Annotated in this window: 13 protein-coding genes; 6 read left to right on the top strand and 7 right to left on the bottom strand. The window is 44.0% G+C overall.

The features are described from left to right. The first annotated feature begins 403 nt into the window (after positions 1-403). The 4 genes from EQO05_RS01815 to thsB all read left to right on the top strand — a co-directional run bounded on the left by EQO05_RS01815 (position 404) and on the right by thsB (position 5,768). Positions 404-1,036, top strand: coding sequence for a haloacid dehalogenase (locus EQO05_RS01815; protein WP_240664277.1), 633 nt, complete (start codon positions 404-406; stop codon positions 1,034-1,036). Positions 1,037-1,314: 278 nt separating this feature from the next. Next, a complete protein-coding gene (gene sepS, locus EQO05_RS01810; protein WP_128503229.1) occupies positions 1,315-2,934 on the top strand; it encodes an O-phosphoserine--tRNA ligase in 1,620 nt (539 codons plus the stop codon). A gap of 28 nt (positions 2,935-2,962) precedes the next feature. Next, positions 2,963-3,706, top strand: a complete 744-nt coding sequence (locus EQO05_RS01805; protein WP_128503227.1) for a DUF169 domain-containing protein — start codon at positions 2,963-2,965, stop codon at positions 3,704-3,706. 409 nt (positions 3,707-4,115) lie between these two features. Then, positions 4,116-5,768 carry a thermosome subunit beta gene (gene thsB / locus EQO05_RS01800; protein ID WP_128503225.1) on the top strand — a complete coding sequence of 551 codons (1,653 nt, stop codon included), beginning with the start codon at positions 4,116-4,118 and terminating at the stop codon, positions 5,766-5,768. A gap of 195 nt (positions 5,769-5,963) precedes the next feature. On the opposite strand, the gene EQO05_RS01795 is transcribed toward thsB, so the two are convergent. Then, the gene (locus EQO05_RS01795) at positions 5,964-7,085 is read right to left on the bottom strand and encodes an ORC1-type DNA replication protein (RefSeq protein ID WP_128503223.1); all 1,122 of its coding nucleotides are present in this window, start codon (positions 7,083-7,085) and stop codon (positions 5,964-5,966) included. A gap of 1,088 nt (positions 7,086-8,173) precedes the next feature. Between EQO05_RS01795 and EQO05_RS01790 the strand changes: the two genes are divergently transcribed. Next, complete coding sequence (locus EQO05_RS01790) at positions 8,174-10,816, top strand: CHAD domain-containing protein (protein WP_128503221.1); 2,643 nt, start codon at positions 8,174-8,176, stop codon at positions 10,814-10,816. Positions 10,817-10,861: 45 nt separating this feature from the next. Here the strand turns inward: EQO05_RS01790 and EQO05_RS01785 are convergent, their stop codons facing one another. Beyond that, complete coding sequence (locus tag EQO05_RS01785) at positions 10,862-12,511, bottom strand: Ppx/GppA phosphatase family protein (protein ID WP_128503219.1); 1,650 nt, start codon at positions 12,509-12,511, stop codon at positions 10,862-10,864. A gap of 1,237 nt (positions 12,512-13,748) precedes the next feature. Here EQO05_RS01785 and EQO05_RS01780 point away from each other — a divergent pair. Further along, on the top strand, positions 13,749-13,934 hold the full coding sequence (locus EQO05_RS01780) for a hypothetical protein (RefSeq protein WP_128503217.1): 186 nt from the start codon (positions 13,749-13,751) through the stop codon (positions 13,932-13,934). Positions 13,935-14,171: 237 nt separating this feature from the next. Here the strand turns inward: EQO05_RS01780 and ppk1 are convergent, their stop codons facing one another. From ppk1 to EQO05_RS01755, 5 genes are all read right to left on the bottom strand, one after another. Beyond that, the gene (gene ppk1 / locus EQO05_RS01775; protein WP_128503687.1) at positions 14,172-16,358 is read right to left on the bottom strand and encodes a polyphosphate kinase 1; all 2,187 of its coding nucleotides are present in this window, start codon (positions 16,356-16,358) and stop codon (positions 14,172-14,174) included. A gap of 543 nt (positions 16,359-16,901) precedes the next feature. After that, the gene (locus EQO05_RS01770) at positions 16,902-19,061 is read right to left on the bottom strand and encodes an endonuclease MutS2 (protein ID WP_128503215.1); all 2,160 of its coding nucleotides are present in this window, start codon (positions 19,059-19,061) and stop codon (positions 16,902-16,904) included. A 54-nt stretch (positions 19,062-19,115) separates the two neighbouring features. Continuing rightward, positions 19,116-20,087: a S9 family peptidase gene (locus tag EQO05_RS01765; RefSeq protein WP_240664276.1), complete on the bottom strand. Its 972-nt coding sequence runs from the start codon at positions 20,085-20,087 to the stop codon at positions 19,116-19,118. A 25-nt stretch (positions 20,088-20,112) separates the two neighbouring features. Continuing rightward, positions 20,113-20,280: a preprotein translocase subunit Sec61beta gene (locus EQO05_RS01760; RefSeq protein WP_128503213.1), complete on the bottom strand. Its 168-nt coding sequence runs from the start codon at positions 20,278-20,280 to the stop codon at positions 20,113-20,115. Positions 20,281-20,569: 289 nt separating this feature from the next. Beyond that, complete coding sequence (locus tag EQO05_RS01755; protein WP_164888449.1) at positions 20,570-21,589, bottom strand: S-methyl-5-thioribose-1-phosphate isomerase; 1,020 nt, start codon at positions 21,587-21,589, stop codon at positions 20,570-20,572. Positions 21,590-22,206 lie beyond the last annotated feature (617 nt).

The following is a 22,206-nucleotide window of genomic DNA, read 5'->3' as shown; positions in this document are numbered from 1 at the left end:
ACCCTGCTAAAGAATCCCGGACTCCAACTAATTCTAAAAAAAGACCCGAAAGGAAACAATCTTTCTATTCTGCTGGCTATTACGAGCCAGTTTTGGGATTTTCTCTGGAGTTTAGAGGATATCGACAAGGAAAAACTATTTTCCTTCTTTTTTATATATTTTCCTGGATCAAATTAAAGCCCTGAATCTTAAACCATAGTAGATTAATTCAGGAATTTTGCTCAGGAATATAAAAGTATCAGGATTGGAAAATATAGATAGGCGGAAAGATAGATCTAATATATTTAAAGAGAGTTTCTTAAATGAAACGGAGTATTCTGAAAATATATAAAGTATATAAAGTATATTACTTTTAGGCAGAAAAGCTATACTTTATAAAAAGCTGAGAAGAATAAGAGGGGGTATGAAAACTGTGTTTGAAGAAGTTTCAGCCCGTATAAGGGAAAATTTTGAGGCTAAGGACAGTATAAGGGAAGAGGGATTGAAGGTTTCCCGAGAAGTTGTAAGGGAGTGCAGGACAGCGTCATTCGCCTTACATGGGCAGGACTTTGAGAAGGCAGACAAAAGCATCAAAACCGCTGGAAAAGCGCTTGAGAAACTTGAAGTTCTTTTCAAAGGGCATGCTGACATTTATCACGCAGGTTTCGTAGAACATGCGCAGCAGGAATATTCAGAGGTTTCAGTCCTCAGTAGCCTGCTGAAGGGAGAAGGAAAAGTTCCCTCCCCGGAAGATTTGAGAGTTGAATACGCGGCTTACCTTAATGGGCTCGGAGACGTTGTAGGAGAGCTTAGAAGGCATGTTCTGGACCTCATAAGAAAAGAATCATTTGAAAAAGCCGAAGTGTTTTTAGGTGTTATGGAAAATATCCATGCAATGCTTATGGACTTTGATTATCCTGATGCCATAACCAGGGGATTGAGAAGAAAAACCGACGTGTCACGCTCCATAATAGAAAAGACGCGAGGCGATGTTGTTAATGCAATAGGCCAAAAGAGACTTGAAACTGCAATGAGGAATCTGGAATCCAGACTTTAGACAGGTTAGATAGAAAAATGTTTAAACAATGAGCAGGTCAGCGTTTTTTGAATAATAGAAGTTACAATCAAGCTTAAACTGCAACCTACTAATATACAGCTTATCCGATAACTATTAAACCGCCTATTATTTTAACAATAATCCAGCTGTTTGGCAGTTAAACTGTATAAAGTTTATAAGGCAGAATTGCGAAATTAAATGATTTAGAATTAAAGTAAGATTAGTTTCGAACTCCAGTAAGACGTAGAATTCCAATAATCTATTACAAGAGGATATACATGAAATTTGATCCTGAAAAAATAAAAAAGGACGCAAGAGAGAACTTCGACCATACCTGGAACGAGGGTAAAAAACTGGTCAGGACCCCTACCCTGAACGAACGTTATCCCAGGACTACTCTGAGATATGGAAAAACTCATCCCGTTTACGATACCATCCAGAAACTCAGAGAAGCCTATCTAAGAATGGGTTTTGAAGAGATGATGAACCCCCTGATTGTGGACGATAAAGAGGTACACAAACAGTTCGGAAGCGAAGCTCTTGCAGTTCTGGATCGCTGTTTTTATCTTGCAGGCCTGCCAAGACCGAATGTTGGAATTTCTGATGAGCGCATCGCACAGGTAAAAGAGATTCTCGGGGACATAGACGATGAAGGGATAGACAGAATCAGGCAGGTTCTCCATTCGTATAAAAAAGGAAAGCTTGAAGGAGATGACCTTGTGCCCGAGATTTCAGCGTTGCTTGGAGTTTCGGATGCCCTTGTTGCAGATATGATTGACAGGGTCTTCCCGGAGTTTAAAGAACTTGTGCCCCAGGCAAGTACAAAGACACTCCGCAGCCACATGACCAGTGGCTGGTTTATTTCCCTCGGTGCCCTTCTTGAAAGGCAGGAGCCTCCTTTCCACTTCTTCTCCATAGACCGCTGTTTCAGGCGAGAACAGCAGGAGGATGCTTCAAGGCTCATGACCTATTATTCGGCTTCCTGCGTGATAATGGATGAGGAGGTGACTGTCGACCACGGAAAAGCCGTCGCTGAAGGTCTACTCTCGCAGTTTGGTTTTGAAAAATTCCTTTTCAGACCCGATGAAAAACGCAGTAAATACTATATTCCTGACACTCAGACCGAGGTGTTTGCTTTCCATCCGAAACTTGTGGGCTCTAACTCAAAGTATTCGGACGGCTGGATCGAGGTTGCGACTTTCGGAATTTATTCTCCAACAGCCCTCGCAGAATATGAGATTCCGTATCCTGTCATGAACCTGGGGCTTGGGGTGGAAAGGCTGGCAATGATCCTGCATGATGCTCCCGACGTCCGGGCTCTTACCTACCCGCAGATCCCGCAGTATACTGAATGGGAGATGTCAGATAGTGAACTCGCAAAGCAGGTTTTTGTAGATAGGGTACCTGAAACTCCGGAAGGGCTTGCAATTGCAACTGCAATTGTTTCCCAGTGCGAATTGCATGGGGAAGAGCCCAGCCCATGTGAATTCCCTGCCTGGGAGGGAGAAGTCTGCGGCAGAAAGGTAAAAGTTTCCGTAGTCGAGCCCGAGGAGAATACAAAGCTCTGTGGACCTGCTGCTTTCAACGAGGTTGTAGCCTATCAGGGAGATCTCTTAGGAATTCCGAATACCAAAAAATGGCAAAAAGCCTTTGAAAACCACTCTGCAAGAGCAGGAATCCGTTTCATAGAAGCGTTTGCAGCCCAGGCTGCAAGGGAAATCGAAGAGGCTGCAATGTCAGGAGCAAACGAACATATAGTCAGGGTACGAATCGCCAAAGTTCCTTCGGAAGTTAACCTGAGGATAGGCTCAATAGCCCAGCGCTATATCACGGGCAAAAAGAAAAAAATTGATATGAGAGGCCCGATTTTCACATCCGTAAAAGCGGAATTCATGTAAAGGCCGGGGAAAAACGGGAGCAGACTAAATGTACTCCGAGCAAATGCCTTTCTCAAAATACCCTGAGCTCAGCCGCCTGATAGAAATCGGTGAACCTGTGTGCGTAACCTTCGAAAAAGGGCACGAATTCGGCAATGAAGCAGGGAACGAAAGCGAGCACGAAATCAAAAAAAGCATCGAAGGGGAAGCCGCCGAGAATGCAGCCGACACAGGAAATGAAAAGTTTCCTGAAAACTCCTGCCTTCTTTTTTGCGAACTTGTGCAGAAAGCCCGTATGGGAGAAAAATTCCTTGTCTCGGGGCAGAGTTGCTCTCCTGGAGATTATGTGCTGGGCTTCTCGGAGGAAAGTCCTGCAGCATATTACGCGAATTCCGGAAGATATAAGGATTTTCAGGCTGCGGAAAATGCAGCTTTATCGCTTCCGAGATTGAAAGTAAGGTTTCGCTTCATACGAGTTGAGCCCCTGTCCCTGAATAAAGGTAGTTTCGATGTGATGATTCTTTTCCTGAAGCCCGAAAAAGCCATGCGTATTGTTCAGGCCAGTGCGTATTCGAAAGGGGAAAGGGTAGCACTGGATACAATGGGCGCAGCTTCAATCTGTGGGGACTGTACCGTACTTGCATACAGGCAGGGCATGGGTTTGTCTTTCGGATGCAAGGGCTCAAGAAAGCACAGCGGATATGGAGATTTTGAGGTCCCGCTTGGGCTTTCTTTTGAGAAAATGAAGGAAGTAGAAAAGGTTCTTTCAAAACTTCCGGCGACAAGGAAGTAAAAGCTGATGTAGGCGCTCCAGAGTCTCCGGGATGAAGAACTTGAAACAATTAGCATCACTAAAAACTATGTCTTACTAAATTATCTGTGCTATAGCTGTGCTATATCTGTGTGTGTTTATATACTCGACAGTCTTTCCGAAATTAGAAAGAGGCTGCATGTCGGAACAGGTGAGTATCCTATTTTTTGTAGCTCACTTTTTTTGAAAAATCCGCAATCATATAGTGCGGTTTTCCGTGAAAAGGCCGGATGAGACTGGTTTACCCTGCCTCCTATTTGAGAGAAGCCGTAAACGAAATCCCTATTATTCTGAACTGACAACGGGATGAGTTTATATAGAAGTACAAACATGTAAAATGCGATTTTAATTCAAGAGCTATTTCAAACTCACACTAATGGAGGATTAAATCATGGCAGGACAGCCAATATTCATTTTAAAAGAAGGAAGTAAGCGAACCAGAGGCAGGGATGCCCAGAGTAACAATATTATGGCTGCAAAGGCAGTAGCCGAAGCCGTCAGAACCACCCTCGGACCCAAGGGCATGGACAAAATGCTCGTGGACTCTATGGGTGATGTAGTTATTACAAACGACGGGGCAACCATTCTTAAAGAGATGGACATCGAACACCCTGCAGCAAAGATGGTAGTGGAAGTAGCCAAGACCCAGGATGAAGAAGTAGGGGACGGCACTACCAGTGCAGCTGTGGTCGCAGGCCAGCTCTTAAGCAAAGCTGAGGATTTAATTGAGCAGGAAATCCACCCGACAATTATTGCATCAGGGTACAGGCTTGCAGCCGAAAAAGCCGTAGAAGTCCTTAACTCCCTGGCAATGACAGTAGAAATGTCCGATCGTGACCTGTTAGTCAGCATCGCTGAAACCGCAATGACCGGAAAGGGTGCAGAGTCCTCCAAAAAACTTCTCTCCGGAATCGCCGTAGATGCCGTCACAAGCGTTGTGGACACAAACGGAAAGGCAAGCGTTGACAGAGACAATATCAATGTTGTGAAGAAGGTAGGCGGCAGGGTAGAGGATTCCGAGCTCATCAGGGGCATGATCATTGATAAGGAAAGAATCCATCCCAATATGCCTGAAAAAATTAAGGACGCAAAAATCATTCTCCTCAACGCCGCAATCGAACTCAAGGATACCGAAGTCGACGCGGAAATCTCCATAACCTCTCCTGACCAGCTCCAGTCTTTCCTTGACCAGGAAGAGCAGATGCTGAAGAAGATAGTCCAGAAGGTTATCGGCAGTGGAGCAAACGTTGTCTTCTGCCAGAAGGGAATTGAAGACCTTGCCCAGCACTACCTTGCAAAAGCAGGTATCTTTGCCGTGCGCAGAGTTAAAAAGAGCGACATGGAAAAGCTTGCCAGAGCAACGGGCGGCAAACTCATTACCAACATGGACGAGATCACTCCCGAAGACCTCGGATATGCAGGACTTGTGGAAGAGAAGAGAGTTGGCGGCGACAATATGACCTTTGTCACAGGCTGCAACAACCCGAAAGCTGTAACCATCCTTCTGCGCGGCGGCACAGAGCATGTAGTTGACAGCATTGACAGCGCTCTTGAGGATGCCCTGCGTGTTGTTGGCGTTGCAATCGAGGATGAGAAGCTTGTTGCAGGCGGCGGTTCCCCTGAAGTTGAGGTTGCACTCAGGCTCCAGGAATACGCAGCAACCCTCGAAGGCAGAGAACAGCTTGCAGTAAAAGCCTATGCCGAAGCTCTTGAAATCATTCCGAGAACTCTTGCAGAAAATGCAGGGCTCGACCCCATCGACATGCTCATGGAGTTGCGCTCCCAGCACGAGAAAGGCATAAAAACCGCAGGACTCAACGTTTTTGAAGGGAAAGTCGTTGACATGTGGAAAGACTTTGTAGTCGAGCCTCTCAGAGTCAAGACCCAGGTAATCAATGCAGCTACAGAGTCTGCTGTTATGATCCTGAGGATCGACGATATTATAGCTTCTACCCGTGCAGCCCCAGGCCCAGAAGAAATGGGCGGAATGCCTCCAGGAATGGGTGGAATGGGCGGAATGGGCGGAATGCCTCCAATGATGTAATCTGGAAAAAGAAATCACAAACCATTCTGGGATAAAGAGGAAAAGGCACGGTTTTCAGACCGTGTCCTTCTTTTATCCCTGCAAATTGAAGTCTGAAATCTCTCTTCCGGCCTCTCACCGGAAATCCATGTGAATCTCCTTTTTTCAGACTTTTTAATTTTCTAAAATCCAGAGGCTTCTTTTAGAATTCTGCGCTCACTTCTTTTCAAGGCAATTAAGAATATCCTCAGCTTCGAATTTTGTTTTTATAATTCTCGTCCTGCCTCTCTGACCCTTGCCTGTGAAATCCGCATCTATGTAGTTAAACACCTGGAGCCTGTTGACAATTCCGTAAAAGCGAGTATATCCGAGCCGGGTCAGTTCATGGAAGGATTTATAAAGCTCGCCTGCCTGGATTTCTCGCTTTCTGGCTATTAGTTCGAGCAGGCGTTTCTCAGGATCGGACAGAAGACTTATACCCCTGCAGAGATGAAGCAGTTTGGATGCTTCGTAAGCTTTCTCCACATCTTCGGAAGAGATTGTGCGGCTCCCCCTGCGTTCGGCATTAAAACCGGAACGTTTGAGAAGGTCAATTCCAACCCTGAGGTCTCCGGTCCTTTCTACATAAGAGACAATAAGCTCCAGCAGTTCGTCAGAAATTACCTTCGGATAAAAGCCATACTTTACACGGTCTTTGAGAATATCAAGAATCTCAGCGCTTCCATATCTCGGGAAAGGGATATCCTCAGGCAGGAAAACCGAATTAACCCTGGAATCAAGACAGTAGAGATCCGACGCATCGTTTACTATCCCTATTATTCCTATCTTTGCTCCGGGATACTGCTCATGTGCCCTTAAAAGCGAATACATCACTTCATTGGCATGCCCTTCATAACAGAGATAATTGAGGTCATCCAGAGCAACAAGCAGAATTTTTTCAGAAGAGACAAGGAAATTAACAACCGTTTCAAAGATCTTCCTGAATGCAATTCCCGAGTTGGGAGGAGAGATGCCAAAAAGCTTTCTGTAAATCCTGGACATTACCGCAAAGCGTGTGGAGTCAATCTGGCAGTTGACTTTGACAGTAACGACGCCGGATGAGTGGGCTTCAACTTCCCTGAATATTTTCATAACCGCACTGGTCTTTCCTGTTCCGGGAGGGCCTACCAGCAAACAATTTAAAGGCCGCATACCGCGCAGGGCTGGCTTGAGCGCGAACTTCAGCGAATTCAATTGTGACTCCCTGTGAGGAAAATAATCGGGAAGATAATCAGGCTCAAGCACGGAGGGGTCCTTAAATAGGGTCTCATCCCAGAGTAGTATGTCATTACCTGTCAAGGGAAGTTACTCCATAGATTATTGATCTGCTATTATTGATAATATGAAAGCTCGGATTGTAAAATTATTTCTGGCTGGAGCGGAGCTTAATGGGTTACAGAGGCAGAAATAAGGTTATCCTGCACTTTGAATGGATAACCTTTAGTGATTTCAATTTTAATGGTGTCAAGCATTAATCTCTAGATATTCAGACCAGATATTATATGATGAAATCTAATTAATAAGAAAATCCCGGATTTACTATGAGTAAACTAAATTTCCAGAGAGTTAGATTTTTATAAATATATCAGCCGTTTTTTCTAAATTTTTAGTAGATATGTTTTACTGCATTTAGCTTTTTTGAATTTTCACTCATTCCTTCCATCACAAAACAAGAGCCAGAAGTCTTAACTGGAAAATATCAGGCATTGATTAATCCTGACAGGCTAAAAGAATAATATTAGATTTATTTATAAAGAGTCAGGCGGTAATTACAGAAAAAACGACTCCGTAAATACTGAAATTTATAGTACTTCAACCAATATAACTGTGATCTTAAACGTATATCTGTATGTTCAGTTTAATCATAGCCATGCAGCCATGGTGATGTTATATTTCGGAAAACACTAACCTGGTAAACTGATATTTACAACCATAAAAACATGGAAAGAGGCGGTACTCGAATTTGTAAACCAGCACTCTTAACCACATAATAATCACATATAATATCTTTAATTATAAATTACTCTACTTGAGCGCAACCGCTGACCCGAAACCGTTGACCCGAAACCGTTGACCCGCGACCGTTGCGCCGGTCGATCACGCCGTTACGTTGTTTTCGATAAAACCTTTTCTCAAAAGGTTTTCGCTCAAGCCTTTCCTCAAAAGGCTTGCGTTGCGCCGGTTTATCACGCCGTTGCCTGGGGATTTTCGCTCAAGCCTTTTCTCAAAAGGCTTGCGTTGCGCCGGTTTATCACGCTCCGGTTATGTTGGTTTAGATGAAGCATGGGTTTTCGCTCAAGCCTTTTCTCAAAAGGCTTGCGATCAAGGATTTTTGTAAAAGGCTTGCAATCAAGGATTTTTTTGAAAAGGCTTGTGGAGAGAAAAGTATGGAGATAGAGTCTAAGTTTCTTGTAACAGAAGAGGTGGATTTTCAGGCCCTTGAAAGCCTTTCGGAGCTTGCTTCATACGCTCTCTCCGGGGCAAAAATTCAGTTAAATGAGGATATTTTCTTTGATACTGAGAACCGGGCTATTATGGCATCGGGCTATTACCTGAGGGTCAGGAAATCGCATGGCGAAGAGGGAAGCTGGGTAACCGTTAAAAGCCTGGGAGGTTTTGAAGGAGGAACTCACAGGCGAGAGGAGTATGTAAGTTTCCTGCCTGAAGGAAAATCTGTGCTTGAGTGCCCTGACCCTCGTATCAGAGATCTGATTTTCGAACTTACGGCAGGGCTTGACCTTTTCCCGCTCCTGTCCCTCAAACAGAAAAGAATGATACGCCAGGTAAAGATGGGAGAAAGACTTGTAGCCGAGACTTACCTGGATAGGGTAAACCTGAAGAGCGGAGGCAGAGAAAAGCACTATAATGAATTTGAAATTGAGCTTAAAAGTGAAGGAAGCCAGGAAGATCTGGAAATTATGCGGGTCTTCCTGCTCAGGCACTATAACCTGGCAGAAAGCCATTTTTCCAAGTTCGAGAGAGCCTATCTTTTCATGGAGAAACTTCCAGAGAACACTTTCCTCAGCCTGAGAGAAAGAGCTTTTTGCGCACAGCTTGCCAGCCAGAAAAATATGTATGGAAAGCAGGCTCAAATTTTAATAGGACTTGACAGGGGACAGACCTGTGAGGAGCTCAGTCAGCTTCTGAAAGTCCCTCAAACCGGAATCAAAGCCCTGCGCTCAAAGTTTAAGGAAAAAAGGCTTTCTATTTTTCCTTTTACAACATATAAAGAAAAAGACTGTGAGTTTCATCTCCTGGTCGGAAAAAACCATATTTTGAAAAAGGGAAAGAAAGAGGCAGGATTTAAGCGATGGGACCCCGAAAGCCTGCTTGAATACTATGAAGCAAATACAAACAGAGCAGAAAAAACCCGGGAATATGCTCTTACGCTTTTTGACGAGCTGTTTATATTTCATGGAATGGGCCAGGAAGAGAGAAAACTCCTGGGGCTTGCAGCCTTACTGAAGGATACCGGGAATTTTATCTTTCCCGAGGAGAGTAACCGTATGAGCAGGGAAATCCTTCTGACCCACTCCATAAAAGGGCTCAGGCTCCACGAAACTTTGATGCTTGCCCTGATAACGGAACTTCATGATCCGTATGTAAACGAAAAAGGTGTAATCTCAATCTTTAAGGGTCTCAATACGAGGCTACCTCCCGGCCTCCAGAATAAAGCCCTGATGCTTGCAGCCATTACGTCGATTGCAGACCTTTTCGAAGCTTCCGGTACCAGGCCCGGGAAGATAAAGCAGCTTGAGGATGCTCTGGAAATAGAGATAATAGGAGCTCTAAATGAAAAAGCTGCAAAAAAATTTGAGACAAAGAGTAAGCTCTGGAAAACTCTTTCTGAAAGCAAACTCCTGTTTTCCCGGGCTGAAGAAGAAAAAGACCTGACCGAAGATAAATCCGAAATAAATGAAGCAGGAATAAAGAAACAGGCAGGGAAAGATAAGAAACCAGAAAAGAAGCAAGCCGGAGAAGAGAAGAAACGAGAAGAGAAAAAGGCTGAAAGGGAAGAAAAAATAGAGAAAAAAAATTTCAGACAACGTAAGGAAGTAACTGTTAGACCTGCTGACTCTATGGCAGGGCTTGCCTGCAGGATTCTTTCCTATCAATTTTCTAGCATGCTTTCCCACGAAAGAGGAACCGTAAAAGGAGAAGAGATTGAAGAGCTCCATGATATGCGGGTTGCAGTCCGGAGGATGAGAGCGGCTACAAAAATTTTCGAGGCTTATCTTGATTCCAGACAGCTTGAACCTTATCTTAAAGGGCTAAAGATAACACTTGGTTCGCTCGGGGAAGTAAGGGATCTGGACGTTTTTCGCGAAAAGGCCGAAAAGTACCTGAAAACCCTGCCTACGGGGCATGAACATGATCTGGACTCCCTTTTTGCAATGCTAACGCTGGAGCGAGAAGAAGCCAGGAAAGATATGCTTGCTTATCTGGACAGCGAGAAATACCAGGCTTTTAAAAGAGAATTTTCCGATGTGCTTGCCTCTCCCGAAAATCTGGGCCTTCCTGCAATTAACAGGAAACATGATGCTTTGCCCCACAGGGTAAGAGAAGTTCTCCCTTCAATCCTTTATGCACGTTTAGCAGATATCAACGCGTATTCCGAATGGGTAGATGGACCTTATCTTCCTGTGGAACGTCTGCACAGGCTAAGGATTGCAGCCAAAGGAATGCGTTATACCCTTGAATTCTTTGAGAGCGTGCTTGGGGAAGATGCAAAAGTCCTGGTCAAGGAGCTTAAAACCTTACAGGAACACCTTGGAGATATGCACGATGCAGTAATTGCAGTTGATCGGCTGGGCTCTTACCTGAAAACCGGAGAATGGGGTTCTGCCGGAAGTGAAAAAGCTTCCGAAAAGAAAAAGTTCCCGACAGGCGCAGAGGGAATCGAAGCCTATCTCGCGTACAGGGAAGAGGAACTCCAGACACTGCTCAATACTTTTCCCGAGGCCTGGGAAAGGATAAGGAACAGGAATTTCAGGGAAAGAATTGAAAGTGCAATAAAAAATCTGTATTAATGAGCTTTACTTAAACTCATTTTATTTTCAATAAAGCCTGTTAATTTAGCTTTTGTATGAAACCTCAACACCCGGAATTTCCTCAAGTTCAGCACTGCCTTCAAGGACTAAGGGAACTCCAGCATCCTGCATTATAAGAACTTTGGATTGGAGATTATATCCGAACATTTTCTTGAAGTATTTTTTCTGTTTCTCTACCTCCCAGATCTCGAGCTGGCATTCCCGCTGAGCGTGCATTTCAAGCACCAGGTTGTCGGTAGAGGCGATATAAAACCGAACATGGGAAATAATTCCGTTATGAGAGCGGTCCAGCCCTTCGGCAATGCGGAGCAGGGCGCTCAGAACCCTGATGCTTTTTACTACTTCTTTATTAAGCCCTACAAGATTGGGATGCTTCTTCTTAGGGGTATTTTTCCTGTGGAAATAGGCAAGGTTCGCTATGGTTTCGATTTCTTCAGGCTGAAAGCCCGGAAGACTGCTCTCCCTTATAAGATGATAGGCATAGGCCTGATGGGTATCATATGACAGGAAAGTCCCTATGTCATGCAGGGTTGAACCGTACTCCAGAAGTTCCCTTTCCCCTACCCCGAACTCGTAAATTCCAAGCGCCTGAATGCTATCAAAAAGTTCAAGGGCAAGCCTTGTGACGGTATGGGCATGTTCCTCATCGAAATTGCAGGTAAGTCCGAGCTGCATGATGCTGCGTTTTCTTACCGACATCTGTGTAATCATGTAAGAAAACTCACTCTTTGAGATGTAATCTACAAGCAGCCCTTCTCGAAGCCCGCGTTTACTTACCCTGACCTCGGAAAGCCCGAACTCTTCCATGAATGTTTCGATAATTGCAGCCCCTGCGATAATAATATCGGCTCTTTGTGAGTTGATTCCGGGGAATTTGCGCCGTTCTTCAAGAGGCATGGCACACATTGCCCTGACTATTTCCTTCAGGTCTTCGTATTCAAGTTTCTCAAAGCTTTCATGGGATGTTTTGTGCAGGTAGACAAAAGCGACCCTGGCAAGGTTTTCAATTGTTCCCGAGCTTCCGATCGAACAGTTTACGCTGTACCTGGAAAGGTCTTTTGTTATATCCGCAAGTTTGCGACGGATGTGTTCTTTAATCTGCTCATACTGTTCCTCGGAAACAGGCCCGGTCTCGTCAGGCAGGAACATGTTTGTCAGCCGGATGGACCCAAGGTTGAGGGAGTAGAGAGAATAACACTGGGTCTGGTCCCCAACCGATACTTCAGTGCTCCCACCTCCGATATCTATGAAAAGAGCTTTTGAGCTTCCGAGCCGAATCCCGCTTGAAACCCCAAGGTAAATAAGACGAGCTTCTTCGGTTCCGGAAATTGTGCAGACTTCCAGATTTGCCTCCTTTTTCAACATTTCGAGAAGCTGAACCTTATTGCTTGCATCCCGTGTTGCCGAGGTAGCCACGGCTATAACCTCTTCTGCCCTGTAAGCCCTGGCAAGTTCCATGAACTTTTTGCAGACAACAACTGCGCGTTCTATCGCTTTAGGCTGCAAAATCCGGTCTATGAATTCCCTATCCCCAAGCCGGACAGTTTCCTTCTGCTTGGTCAGGGGAAGGTAAGACCCATTGGGATTTATCCGGACCAGAAGAAGCCGGACCGAGTTAGTCCCTATATCTATAAACGCAACAACTCTGCCTTCGGAAGTTTTCTCGGGTTCCATTATTATCACCTGAAAGCCCTGTCTTTCGTTTTTCTCGAAGGAGTCGAGAAACTCAAAATAAGCTTCACACTACTAGTTCATATTTTTATTCTATTTGAGATTATTTGGTAGTGTATTGGAAGTTTGTAGTTGTTATTGTTTCCGCACATATTCTTTCTATGTATTGGATATATTGCTTATGTATGCGCTTAATAGAGAAAAGGTATTAAGAAAGCTCTCTTTTCAGGTTTTTTCTGTATGTTTGTTATAGGGAGAAATTAAGCTCTATCTAATGGAAAAAAGTATCCTGTTTGCATTTAAAATATTTTTTTATGCCGCAGTTATCGGTCAAATATCCTGTACTCCCGTATCATATGAAATAGCAAAATTCAGCGGAAAAACCTGAGTTCGAAACTTAGAACAGTAATTTTATCCGGCTGTCTTCTTACATATTACCAATGTGCAGGAAATTTTTACAGGAATCTCTTGAAAGGAAAGGTGTAACCCCTCAGAAACTCTACGTTTTTAATAGCGAAGGCGTTATTCAGGTTACTTTTCAGAGTGCTTTCCAGAGAAAGCCAGATGTGTGGGCGTTAAAATCAGAATTAAGATCAGAAATGGAATAGAATATTTTGACAGAGTGTGAATTAAATTTATATTTAAAATATTGTCTGATAAAATAACATTTTAAATGTGAATATTATTTGTTCACAGCCAATTTTTCATATAATTTATTTTAAATAAGTTTGGGAATTATTATAGATTACAACCCCACAAAAATAAGAGAGGAGACCCAAAAGAATGAACCAAAGCGGATGCACAGACCGCTAAAAAAGGATGGATCAACACAAATGGGGAAGTGACCGGTAGGGTATGTGAATAAGAGTTGCCTGGAAGACGTTCTAATCTAAAAAATATATTGAGTGTTTATTTTTTGGATTAGTTTGCCGAAATAGGTAATAGGAACAGCAGATCTTCCAGGCTCTCTCTAATCTTTTCAAAGTCGTATATATTTTAAAATTGATTAATTGATGTTTTATCAGTAAAAGGAGGGATGGAAAAAACTATCAACGTATCTAAGAACAGAATTTTCGGGATCCAAAGATTAATTATTGCAAAATAAAAGAACCACGCAGAATACTACTTACTAACTGCTAAAGGATATAAATCCTTCTCTAGTCCCAGTAAAAAGAGAAGTTGACAGAAGTAATAGGAACACGACGTAAAATTAGGAATTCCATGAAGGTTAGTAGGACATTTGAGCAAAAGGGAAAACCTAAGAAAATTGCTTAAAAATTTAATTGATCCAGGAGTTGAATCTATGACCCACCATAACGAAGAAAAAAAAGAAGAACCAAAGGAAGAAAAAGCTAAAGTTGAACCAATACACCCCTCTGAAAGCAGGGGAGGTAAAAAGAAAGGTCTGCTTGACACCTGTAAGTAAATAAACTCTTATCTGCTATTGGGATGAGTCTTTGATAAAATAGGAAAATAAGCACATTCAATGTTTAAGAAGAAAATAAAAAGATATCAGTGCTTAGTTTTTGCTAATTTTTCCTACGACAAATATATTTTAAGGTCTCATCCCATAGCGAAATTAATTTTTTTCCATTAAGAATTTTCAAGAAGAAATAAAAGGGACAGGAATCTTTTCACCCAAAAGGGACAGGAATCCCCTTTTTCACCCTTTCTGAGAGCCTAAATCCCAGCTTCCACAGTTTTCAAGCATCCACAATTGAGAATCCAGTTCTTCTTCTTCGGGCTGCGGGTGGATTCTTTCAGTCCTGCCATTAGGGAGCAGCAGGCGGGCTTTTACGTTATCTTTGAGGTGAGTGCCAAGGATCACATCTCTCAGGATGGGGATGTAGTCGGCAGATGCAGGAAAGAGCACTTCTACCCTGTTGTCCAGGTTGCGGGGCATAAGGTCGGCACTTCCCATAAAGACCTCTTCTTTTCCTCCGTTTCTGAAATAGTAGATCCGGGAGTGTTCAAGGAAGCGGCCGACTATCGAAGTAACCCTGATATTTTCACTGAGCCCGAAAATGCCTGGCCTGAGGCAGCAAATTCCCCGGACAATAAGGTCTACTTTTACTCCGGCGCGGGAAGCCCTGTAAAGTTCCCGGGTGCACTGGTAGTCCACAAGGGAATTCATCTTGAAGATCAGATGCCCGCCCCCGTATTTTTCATGCAGGTCGATCTCACGCCTGATGCGCTCCAGAATCTGATGCCTGAGAGTCTGGGGGGCTACGAGGAGTTTGATATAATGGTCCTTTCTCGAATATCCTGTAAGGGCATTGAAAAGGTCAGAGATGTCTTTGCCTATGAATGAGTCGCTTGTCAGGTAACCCATGTCGGTATAGAGCTTTCCTGTGACAGCGTTATAGTTTCCTGTGCTCATGTGCACATAATACCTGATGCCTTCCTTTTCAGCCCTCACCACAAGGCACATCTTGGCATGCGTTTTACGCCCCGGGAAGCCGTAAGCTACATGAACTCCTTTGCGCTCAAGTTCTTTTGCCCAGCCAATATTGTTTTCCTCATCAAAACGGGCTTTAAGCTCCACCAGAACCGCTACCTGCTTCTTCCGGTCAGCAGCTTTCATAAGAGCCTGGATAATCCTGGAATTGTCATCCACCCTGTAAAGAGTCATTTTAATTGCCAGAACGTCAGAATCATCGGCAGCCTCTTCCACGAAATCAATTACCGATTCGAAACTGTCATAGGGATGATGAAGAAGAACGTCTCGCTTTTTCAGGACCGCAAAAATTTTCCCAGTTTTTGCCAGTTGAGAATGTTTTTTCGGCTCAAAGGGCTCGTATTTAAGTTCAGGACAGTTAATCTGTGCAAGCTTAATAAGACTCGAAAGCCCCAGAGGAGCTGCAGACCTGAACATAAGGGAAGCATTAAGTTCCAGATTTTTAAGCAGAATATCGGAAACTCTTGAAGGCATTGTATAATCGGTTTCAAGTCTGACAACCGACCCGAAATAGTTCCTGCCAACTCTCTGTTTTACAGCAGTCAGAAGATCTTTATCCCCATCTTCATCAAATCCGAGGTCTGCATCGCGTGTGATCCTGAATGGATAGGCTCCAAGGATGCGCTGTCCAGGAAAAAGAAGGTCGAGATTTGCAGCAATAAGCTGTTCGAGCCAGACAAAACGCCCTGTTTTCAGCTCCTCCAGGCTGGAGGTTATTCTCTCCTGGTCTTCTTCAGGAACAACTATGAGTCTCGTGAACATTGGAGGGATCTTGACCCTTGCAAAACGTTCCCCGTAATCAGGGTCATCAATTAAGACTGCAAGGTTGAGACTGAGATTGGAAATATGAGGGAAAGGGTGCCCCGAATCAAAACCCAGAGGAGTGAGTAAGGGAAAAATATTTCTCTCGAAATAATCCCTCAGCTTTTCCCTTTCCCTCCCGGAAAGCTCAAAATAGTTAAGAACTTTAATTCCTTTTTCCCTGAGAGCAGGTTCAAGGATCTCATTCCAGCAACTGTCATTAAGAGGAAGCTGCCTGAGAAGCTCTTCCCGGATTATACGAAGCTGTTCCTGAGCCAGCTCATCTGTCCTGTCATCTTTTAGAGCTTCCGCTATTCTTCTCTGGACGCCTGAAACCCTGACCATGAAAAACTCATCAAGATTACTTCCAAAAATCGAAAGGAACTTGACTCTTTCAAGCAGGGGGTTGCGCTCGTCAAAAGCTTCTTCAAGTACCCTGTCATTGAATTGAAGCCAGCTATATTCCCGGTCCGTATATAAGCACGGGTCACTGAGGTCAGGCATGCCGGAAACTTCTGCCCGAGCTCCTTTAACATTATCCATAACCAGCCTATCAAAATCTGCACACTGAATGGGGAAGTTCCGCTCCATTACTATCACGCGTGGCCTGGGTTCTGCACTTTTTCAAATCCGTCTTTAAAAATCATGGAAGACCTGAAGATAAAATTTCTACGTTTCATAATTTGATTTCATTACCTTATTGTCACCCGGTTTTACTGGGTTGAAAAGGAGATAGCCCCCGGGTGTACTTAAATAACCTGAGATAGTAGCCTCAGGCAAATTTTTCCTTAATCATCCAACCCTTTAGCCGATTGGAGTTTTGAATTCTCTGCATAGTGGAAGTCAATCTCCTTATTAAGTTATCGGAGATGCATTGACACCAACGCCTATATAAATTTTTGTATCGGCTGGATTTTCAGGACTCTACGGAATCTCCGCCAACTCACTACTATTTATTAATATATAGAACTAAAGATTTATAACGTTATCTCTTAAGATCGATTATTTACAAAGACAAAACAAAGAGACTTTGAGTTAAAAGGAAAAAAATTACTGGAAGATTGCCAGAGAAGGTTTAGAAGCTTTCAGGTAAATTCTTTATTAATATATTTTAAGAATGGTGTCCAAATTATTTCAAGAGTCTACTTTTGCGCCGGTTTTAAATTTATCCTTTAAATGGGAATAAAACTCCTGCTCCTTTCCGGTGGTTTTTCTGAGCAGCCGTTCCACAATTAGCTCGGGAGTGCTTCGGGCAATGCGATTGTATACAGGGTTACGGTTCACTATCAGTTCCAGATTGGAATCCAGACCATCAGCTTCAATTCCATCTACTCTTACCTCTGCCCCGGTGTTTTCCAGGATGAGTTCCGACAGGTGGGAAACAAAAATCCCTAAACTCTGTTCATTTATTGAAAGGTATTCCAGAATTCCTGCTATAATCCGTGCAGAAGCTCCAGGTTCAGTAATTGATTCCAGTTCGTCCGCAAGCACCAGTTTTCCTGAGGCTTCGGAAAGTACCGAGAACTGTTTGAGGGTAGTTTCAAAAGCTCCTGCATCCAGGGTTCCTTTTGATTTTCCGAAATAGTAGAATTCCTCAACAGGTCCTAGTTCAAGTTCTTTTGCAGGAACCGGAAACCCCATATATCCAAGGATTACACACTGGGCAAGGAGTTCGAGCAAGGAAGTCTTGCCCCCGGAGTTCACCCCGCTCAGAAGCACAACCCTGCTTTCGAGACCAGCGGGAGAGAAGCCGGTTTTTCCGATGGAATAACTGACAGGATCGATTTCTCCGTGGCGGGCTTTTAAAAAGAGGTTTTCTCCGGCTTCAAAACCTATTCCGGTCTCAGAGATCAGTTTCGGTAGCTTCAATTGGAATTTTGCCGAAAAACAGGCTATTGAGAAACCCAGGTCGAAATCCAGAATTTCCCTGACAAGTTTTTCTACAGGCTTGTGAAAGGCTGAGAGCGTTTTTGCAAGCTCCCTTTTTCGGGCAAGCCTTGTTTTTTCAAGGCTATTATTCAACTTTTGCCTCAAAAGCTGTAGCTGGGACTGGTCTGCACTCAGAGGATAGGAAATCTCATCAGGAAAAAGACTCTCAAGCATTAGCTTTTCCTGCTTCTGGAGCCCGAGCTTTTCGCCAAGCTCCTGCTTCACGGCTTCAATTTCAGTTTTATAGATCCGGCTGAGTTCCTTTGCAAGCAGGTCTTTAATCTCCATTCCCCCGCTTACAAGCTTGATAAGCTCCTGCCCGCTCAGGGTAAGCGAACTTGCCTCAAGGGTTCGGTTCATGCGCTGGTTAGCTTCGTTAAGGGTTGAGGCCAGCTCTGAGTCAAGGTTTTGCAGGGCTGCCTCAAGCCTGTCAAGTTCAGGGTCAAAACCTTCAACAGGCTTTCCATCTTCTCCGAGCTTCGAAAGAGCTGCCTCGAGTATACTAAGTTTTTCTTCCGGGAACTCTTCAAAGAACCCGAATTTTCGGGAACGCAGAGCCGAGAGTATATTCAGGCAGGCGAGGATGCAGTCAAGATTGCGTGCAAAAAATGCCAGTTCCTTTTCAGGTAAAATCTGCCAGAACTCAGCTCTGGAGATATCCTGGAAATATTCAGGTTCGAGATCTTCAGGCAGGTCAAAGCCAAGATAGGTATCATCAAAAACAACCACACTTGAATAACCCCTTGCAAGATCCACAAATTCCGAGAGGTCTTCCACTCCCTGCACAGGCAAGAAAGCCTGGAACCTTTCTCTGGCTGCTTCAAGGATTTTTGAATCTCCGCAGAGGATTATCCGGTCTCTGACCCTGAGGTTTGCTGGAACCGGTTTAAGTTTCCTTACCCTCGCAAGCAAGTCCAGAAATTCGGAATCCTCTGAAAAGGCATAACCCAGTTCCAGATATTCTCCTACAAAAGCCAGTCTCTCCTGAATCAGGTCCATACGCGAGGCGGGCAGGGGGTAAAAAAGGTTCAGCTTATCCCTAGCATGTGAGGTATGGGCAAAACTTTTTATCAGCTCAAGCAGGCGGGAATAAAGCTCAGTTGCTTCTTTTGTCCTGAGAAAATCGGAAATTGAGCACCCTTCAGCCCTGGACCTGGCATCCCTGGCAAGGGAAAGGGCAAAACTATGGCTGATTCCATTGATTTCGGAAAGCGAAGCTATATCTCCCTCGCAAATAACCTGAAGAGCTGCGTCTTCAGTTCCGAAGTGTTCAATCAGCCTGTCAGCTACCCGTTCACCAATTCCATGAATTTCCCGCAGGCTGGAGAGAGGTTGAGAAGTTTTCATACGCAAAATACTTTTCATATGCAAGACACTTTTGTTTCAATAAATTCAGCTGGGCATAAGAAGCCCATATCTTTACTTCAAAAGAAGAGCAAGTTCTTTTTCAAGATAGGGGCGCATTGACTCTGTATATCCGTGTGTTTCTTCAGTAACGTTATACATTGCTTTTGGCTCTTTTGCAAGGGCAAAGGTTCGGAGTGCCTGGTCGTGGGAGATTATAGTATCATTAAAGGAATGAATCTGCACGAATTTAGCAGGCGGCAGGGTTGCAAGATAGGTATCCGGATCAACTGAGCGAGAAAAGTGGTAAGCTTCGGGATCGTCTGCAAGTGCAGGACCGGGGTTCTCAGTGCCGTAGCCTGCAGTGCTGATCACGATAACTCCTTTAAGGGAGGGGTTAAGGGCGCAGGCAAGAACTGCAAATCTTCCGCCATTACTTTCCCCGAGGATTGCAAGCCTTTCAGGATCGACTTCCGGCTGGGCTGCAAGCACGTCTGAGGCTTTAAGGGCATCATAAACCATGGAATATTCAGGAGGCTCAAGGCCGGCTTTGAAAAGTTCAAGGTCTCTTTCTATGTTTATGCCGCCGAGATTACGCTGGTCGGGAGTGAGAGTCGCATACCCCATTTTAGAGAGTTCCACAGCCAGACCCTGCTCGGCTTCTTTGCTGACCCCTGCTCCAGGCAACAGTACTACGCCCGGACAAGAGGAAGATTGTGCAGGAATTCTTAAGAGAGCCTGGATTTCTTCCCCCCGGCTTTCAAAGGACAGCAGTTTTAAAGTATCCGAATTTTCATGGGCGTACGCATCTTCGATTTCCTGAACTGCAAAAACTGGCTCCTCTCGATCCGGAAAAATTAGAGTGCCTGCTTCCGATATATCCCAGGAAGCTCCAGCGCCTGCTGAGCCCGACGGGTTATGTAGGATTCCAAAAACACCCACAAGTACAAGAAGAAAACCCAGAAGAAGAACTGAGGGTTTAGAGGCTCTGGTCCCTGAAGAAGCCCTGTATTTGCTTGCCTTTTTCCCTGAATCCTGCCTGCTCAAGGGAACCCTGCCAAAGAAATTGTAGTTACGGCCAGAAACCGTTTGCAGCACTTAAGAATAATACTGCTATGCCGGTAATGGCGCCGACAATCAGCACTGTTTTGGGCTGGATGTGAACTGCATTTTTATCTGCTTCGTAATAGCGCATGAGCCCTGCAGAAGACTGGAGCCCGGTACCTGATTTTTTAGCCATGTGTTAACACCTGTGAATGCATTTTATTAGAATATGAGTCTCATTTAATTAGAATAAGTTACGCTGCTATATCTGCCTGTAAATTAATTGTTCTGGTATATGATAAAATAATTATCTGGAAATTGGCAGTTGAAATTTAGAAAATTTAACATAACTGTTAAATTTCCTGTTAATTTGGTAATCATCACATAATTTACATTTCTGATATATAAATCCAGCAGAGAAATTTCTTTGCAGCCAGAACTCGGAAGGGTTGAAAGAGTCTATCACGCTCTTTAAGCGAGCAACCTCAAACAAGCACTTCGTCCAGCAGGAAGGGCGGGTAAAATACTCCTTTTTCAGTAATAACCGCAGTTACGTTTTCCATTGGAGTTGCGTCAAAGGCAGGATTGTAGACTTCCACGTCTTCCGGGGCTAGTTGTTCTGAGCCGAAGAAACGCAATTCATCCGGGTTTCGCATTTCGATTTTTACACTGCCTTCCCAGCCATTGAAATCGAAAGTGGATATAGGGGCTGCAACATAAAAGGGAATTTCATGCTCTTTTGCAAGAATAGAGAGGGAGTAAGTGCCTATTTTGTTGAAAATTACATCCTGGGTAATCCTGTCAGCTCCCACGAGCACACTGTCCACGAGCCCCTGCTGCATTGCCCATCCAGCCATGGAGTCCGAGATAAGAGTAACCGGTATCTTATCCTGCATCAGTTCCCATGTAGTGATCCTGCTTCCCTGGTTCAGAGGCCTGGTCTCACACGCAATAACCTTGATTTCTTTGCCTTCAGCAACAGCCGAACGCACAACCCCAAGAGCTGTGCCCCAGTCAACACAGGCGAGCCTGCCTGCATTGCAGTGTGTTAGTACGGTATCCCCATCTTTCAGGAACTTTGCCCCGGATTTGCCTATCAACTTGTTGGTAGCTACATCTTCTTCCGCAATATCCCTGGCTTCCTGAAGAGCAATATCCCGGACTCCCTGAGCATCAAAGGCGTCCGCGATTGCTCTCAGGACTCTGTCCACACCCCAGCTAAGGTTTACAGCTGTAGGGCGAGTTGACTTAAGAGTTTTTCCGACAACCTCAAGCTCTCTTGTTAATGTTTCGAGATCTCTGGCTCCGCTCAGGAAAGCTGCAAGCGCAATCCCGAAACCTCCTGCTGCACCGAGAGCAGGCGCACCTCTTATCCTGAGAGATTTGATAGCCTCGCAGAGAGAACTCAGGGTTTTGCATTCTATTATCCTGTACTCTTTCGGGAGCAGGGTCTGGTCCACCAGCACCACGGAATTCGACTCTTCCTTCCAGTCAATTGTCCTCATTAGATCACTTTCCAATGTAAGCATCAGGTTCTGCCGGAAAAATTTCCGGTTTTCCTTTCAAGCTTCCCATCCGATAAAAACCTATTCAACTGACAGGGCTTTGTTAACCTCCCTCATTCGCATTATCCGTACAATCTGGAAAATTTGAAAATAAATGGTGCCAATTGAAATAAAACTACGCTAACTAAAATAATTTTATGATAATTAAAATGGAATTAAGTTAATTAAAGTGAAGCTACGTTAATTAAGTGAAATTATGTTTAAAAATCTGCCTTAGACCTCAGAATGGCTTGAAAAATTGTAGCAGGTAAAGCAGCCCGTGACCAGCTTTCAGAAGAAAAATTTTATTTGAGAGATAAATAACACGTATTAAGTATATATAAATAAACGTTATATATTTCCCCGGAAAGGCAAACTTACATATAATAGATTTATAGAGTAACAGAGCAAATAAGACAAGATTTAAAATTCATAGTTGAGATACGGAAAGTCGTAATTTCAGGAATATAAACTTCTGAATTTCAGGGACCTTGAATCCGTAAATCCTTGAATCTGTAGATTTCAGAAATCGTAAAATATCTGTCATTTCATTGATGCGGTTTATGAGAATCTGGGTA

It is taken from the genome of Methanosarcina sp. MSH10X1 (assembly GCF_004099695.1).
Classification (GTDB): Archaea; Halobacteriota; Methanosarcinia; order Methanosarcinales; family Methanosarcinaceae; genus Methanosarcina.
Note: the sequence above shows the minus strand (reverse complement) of the source record. Positions and strands in the feature narration are given on the sequence as shown.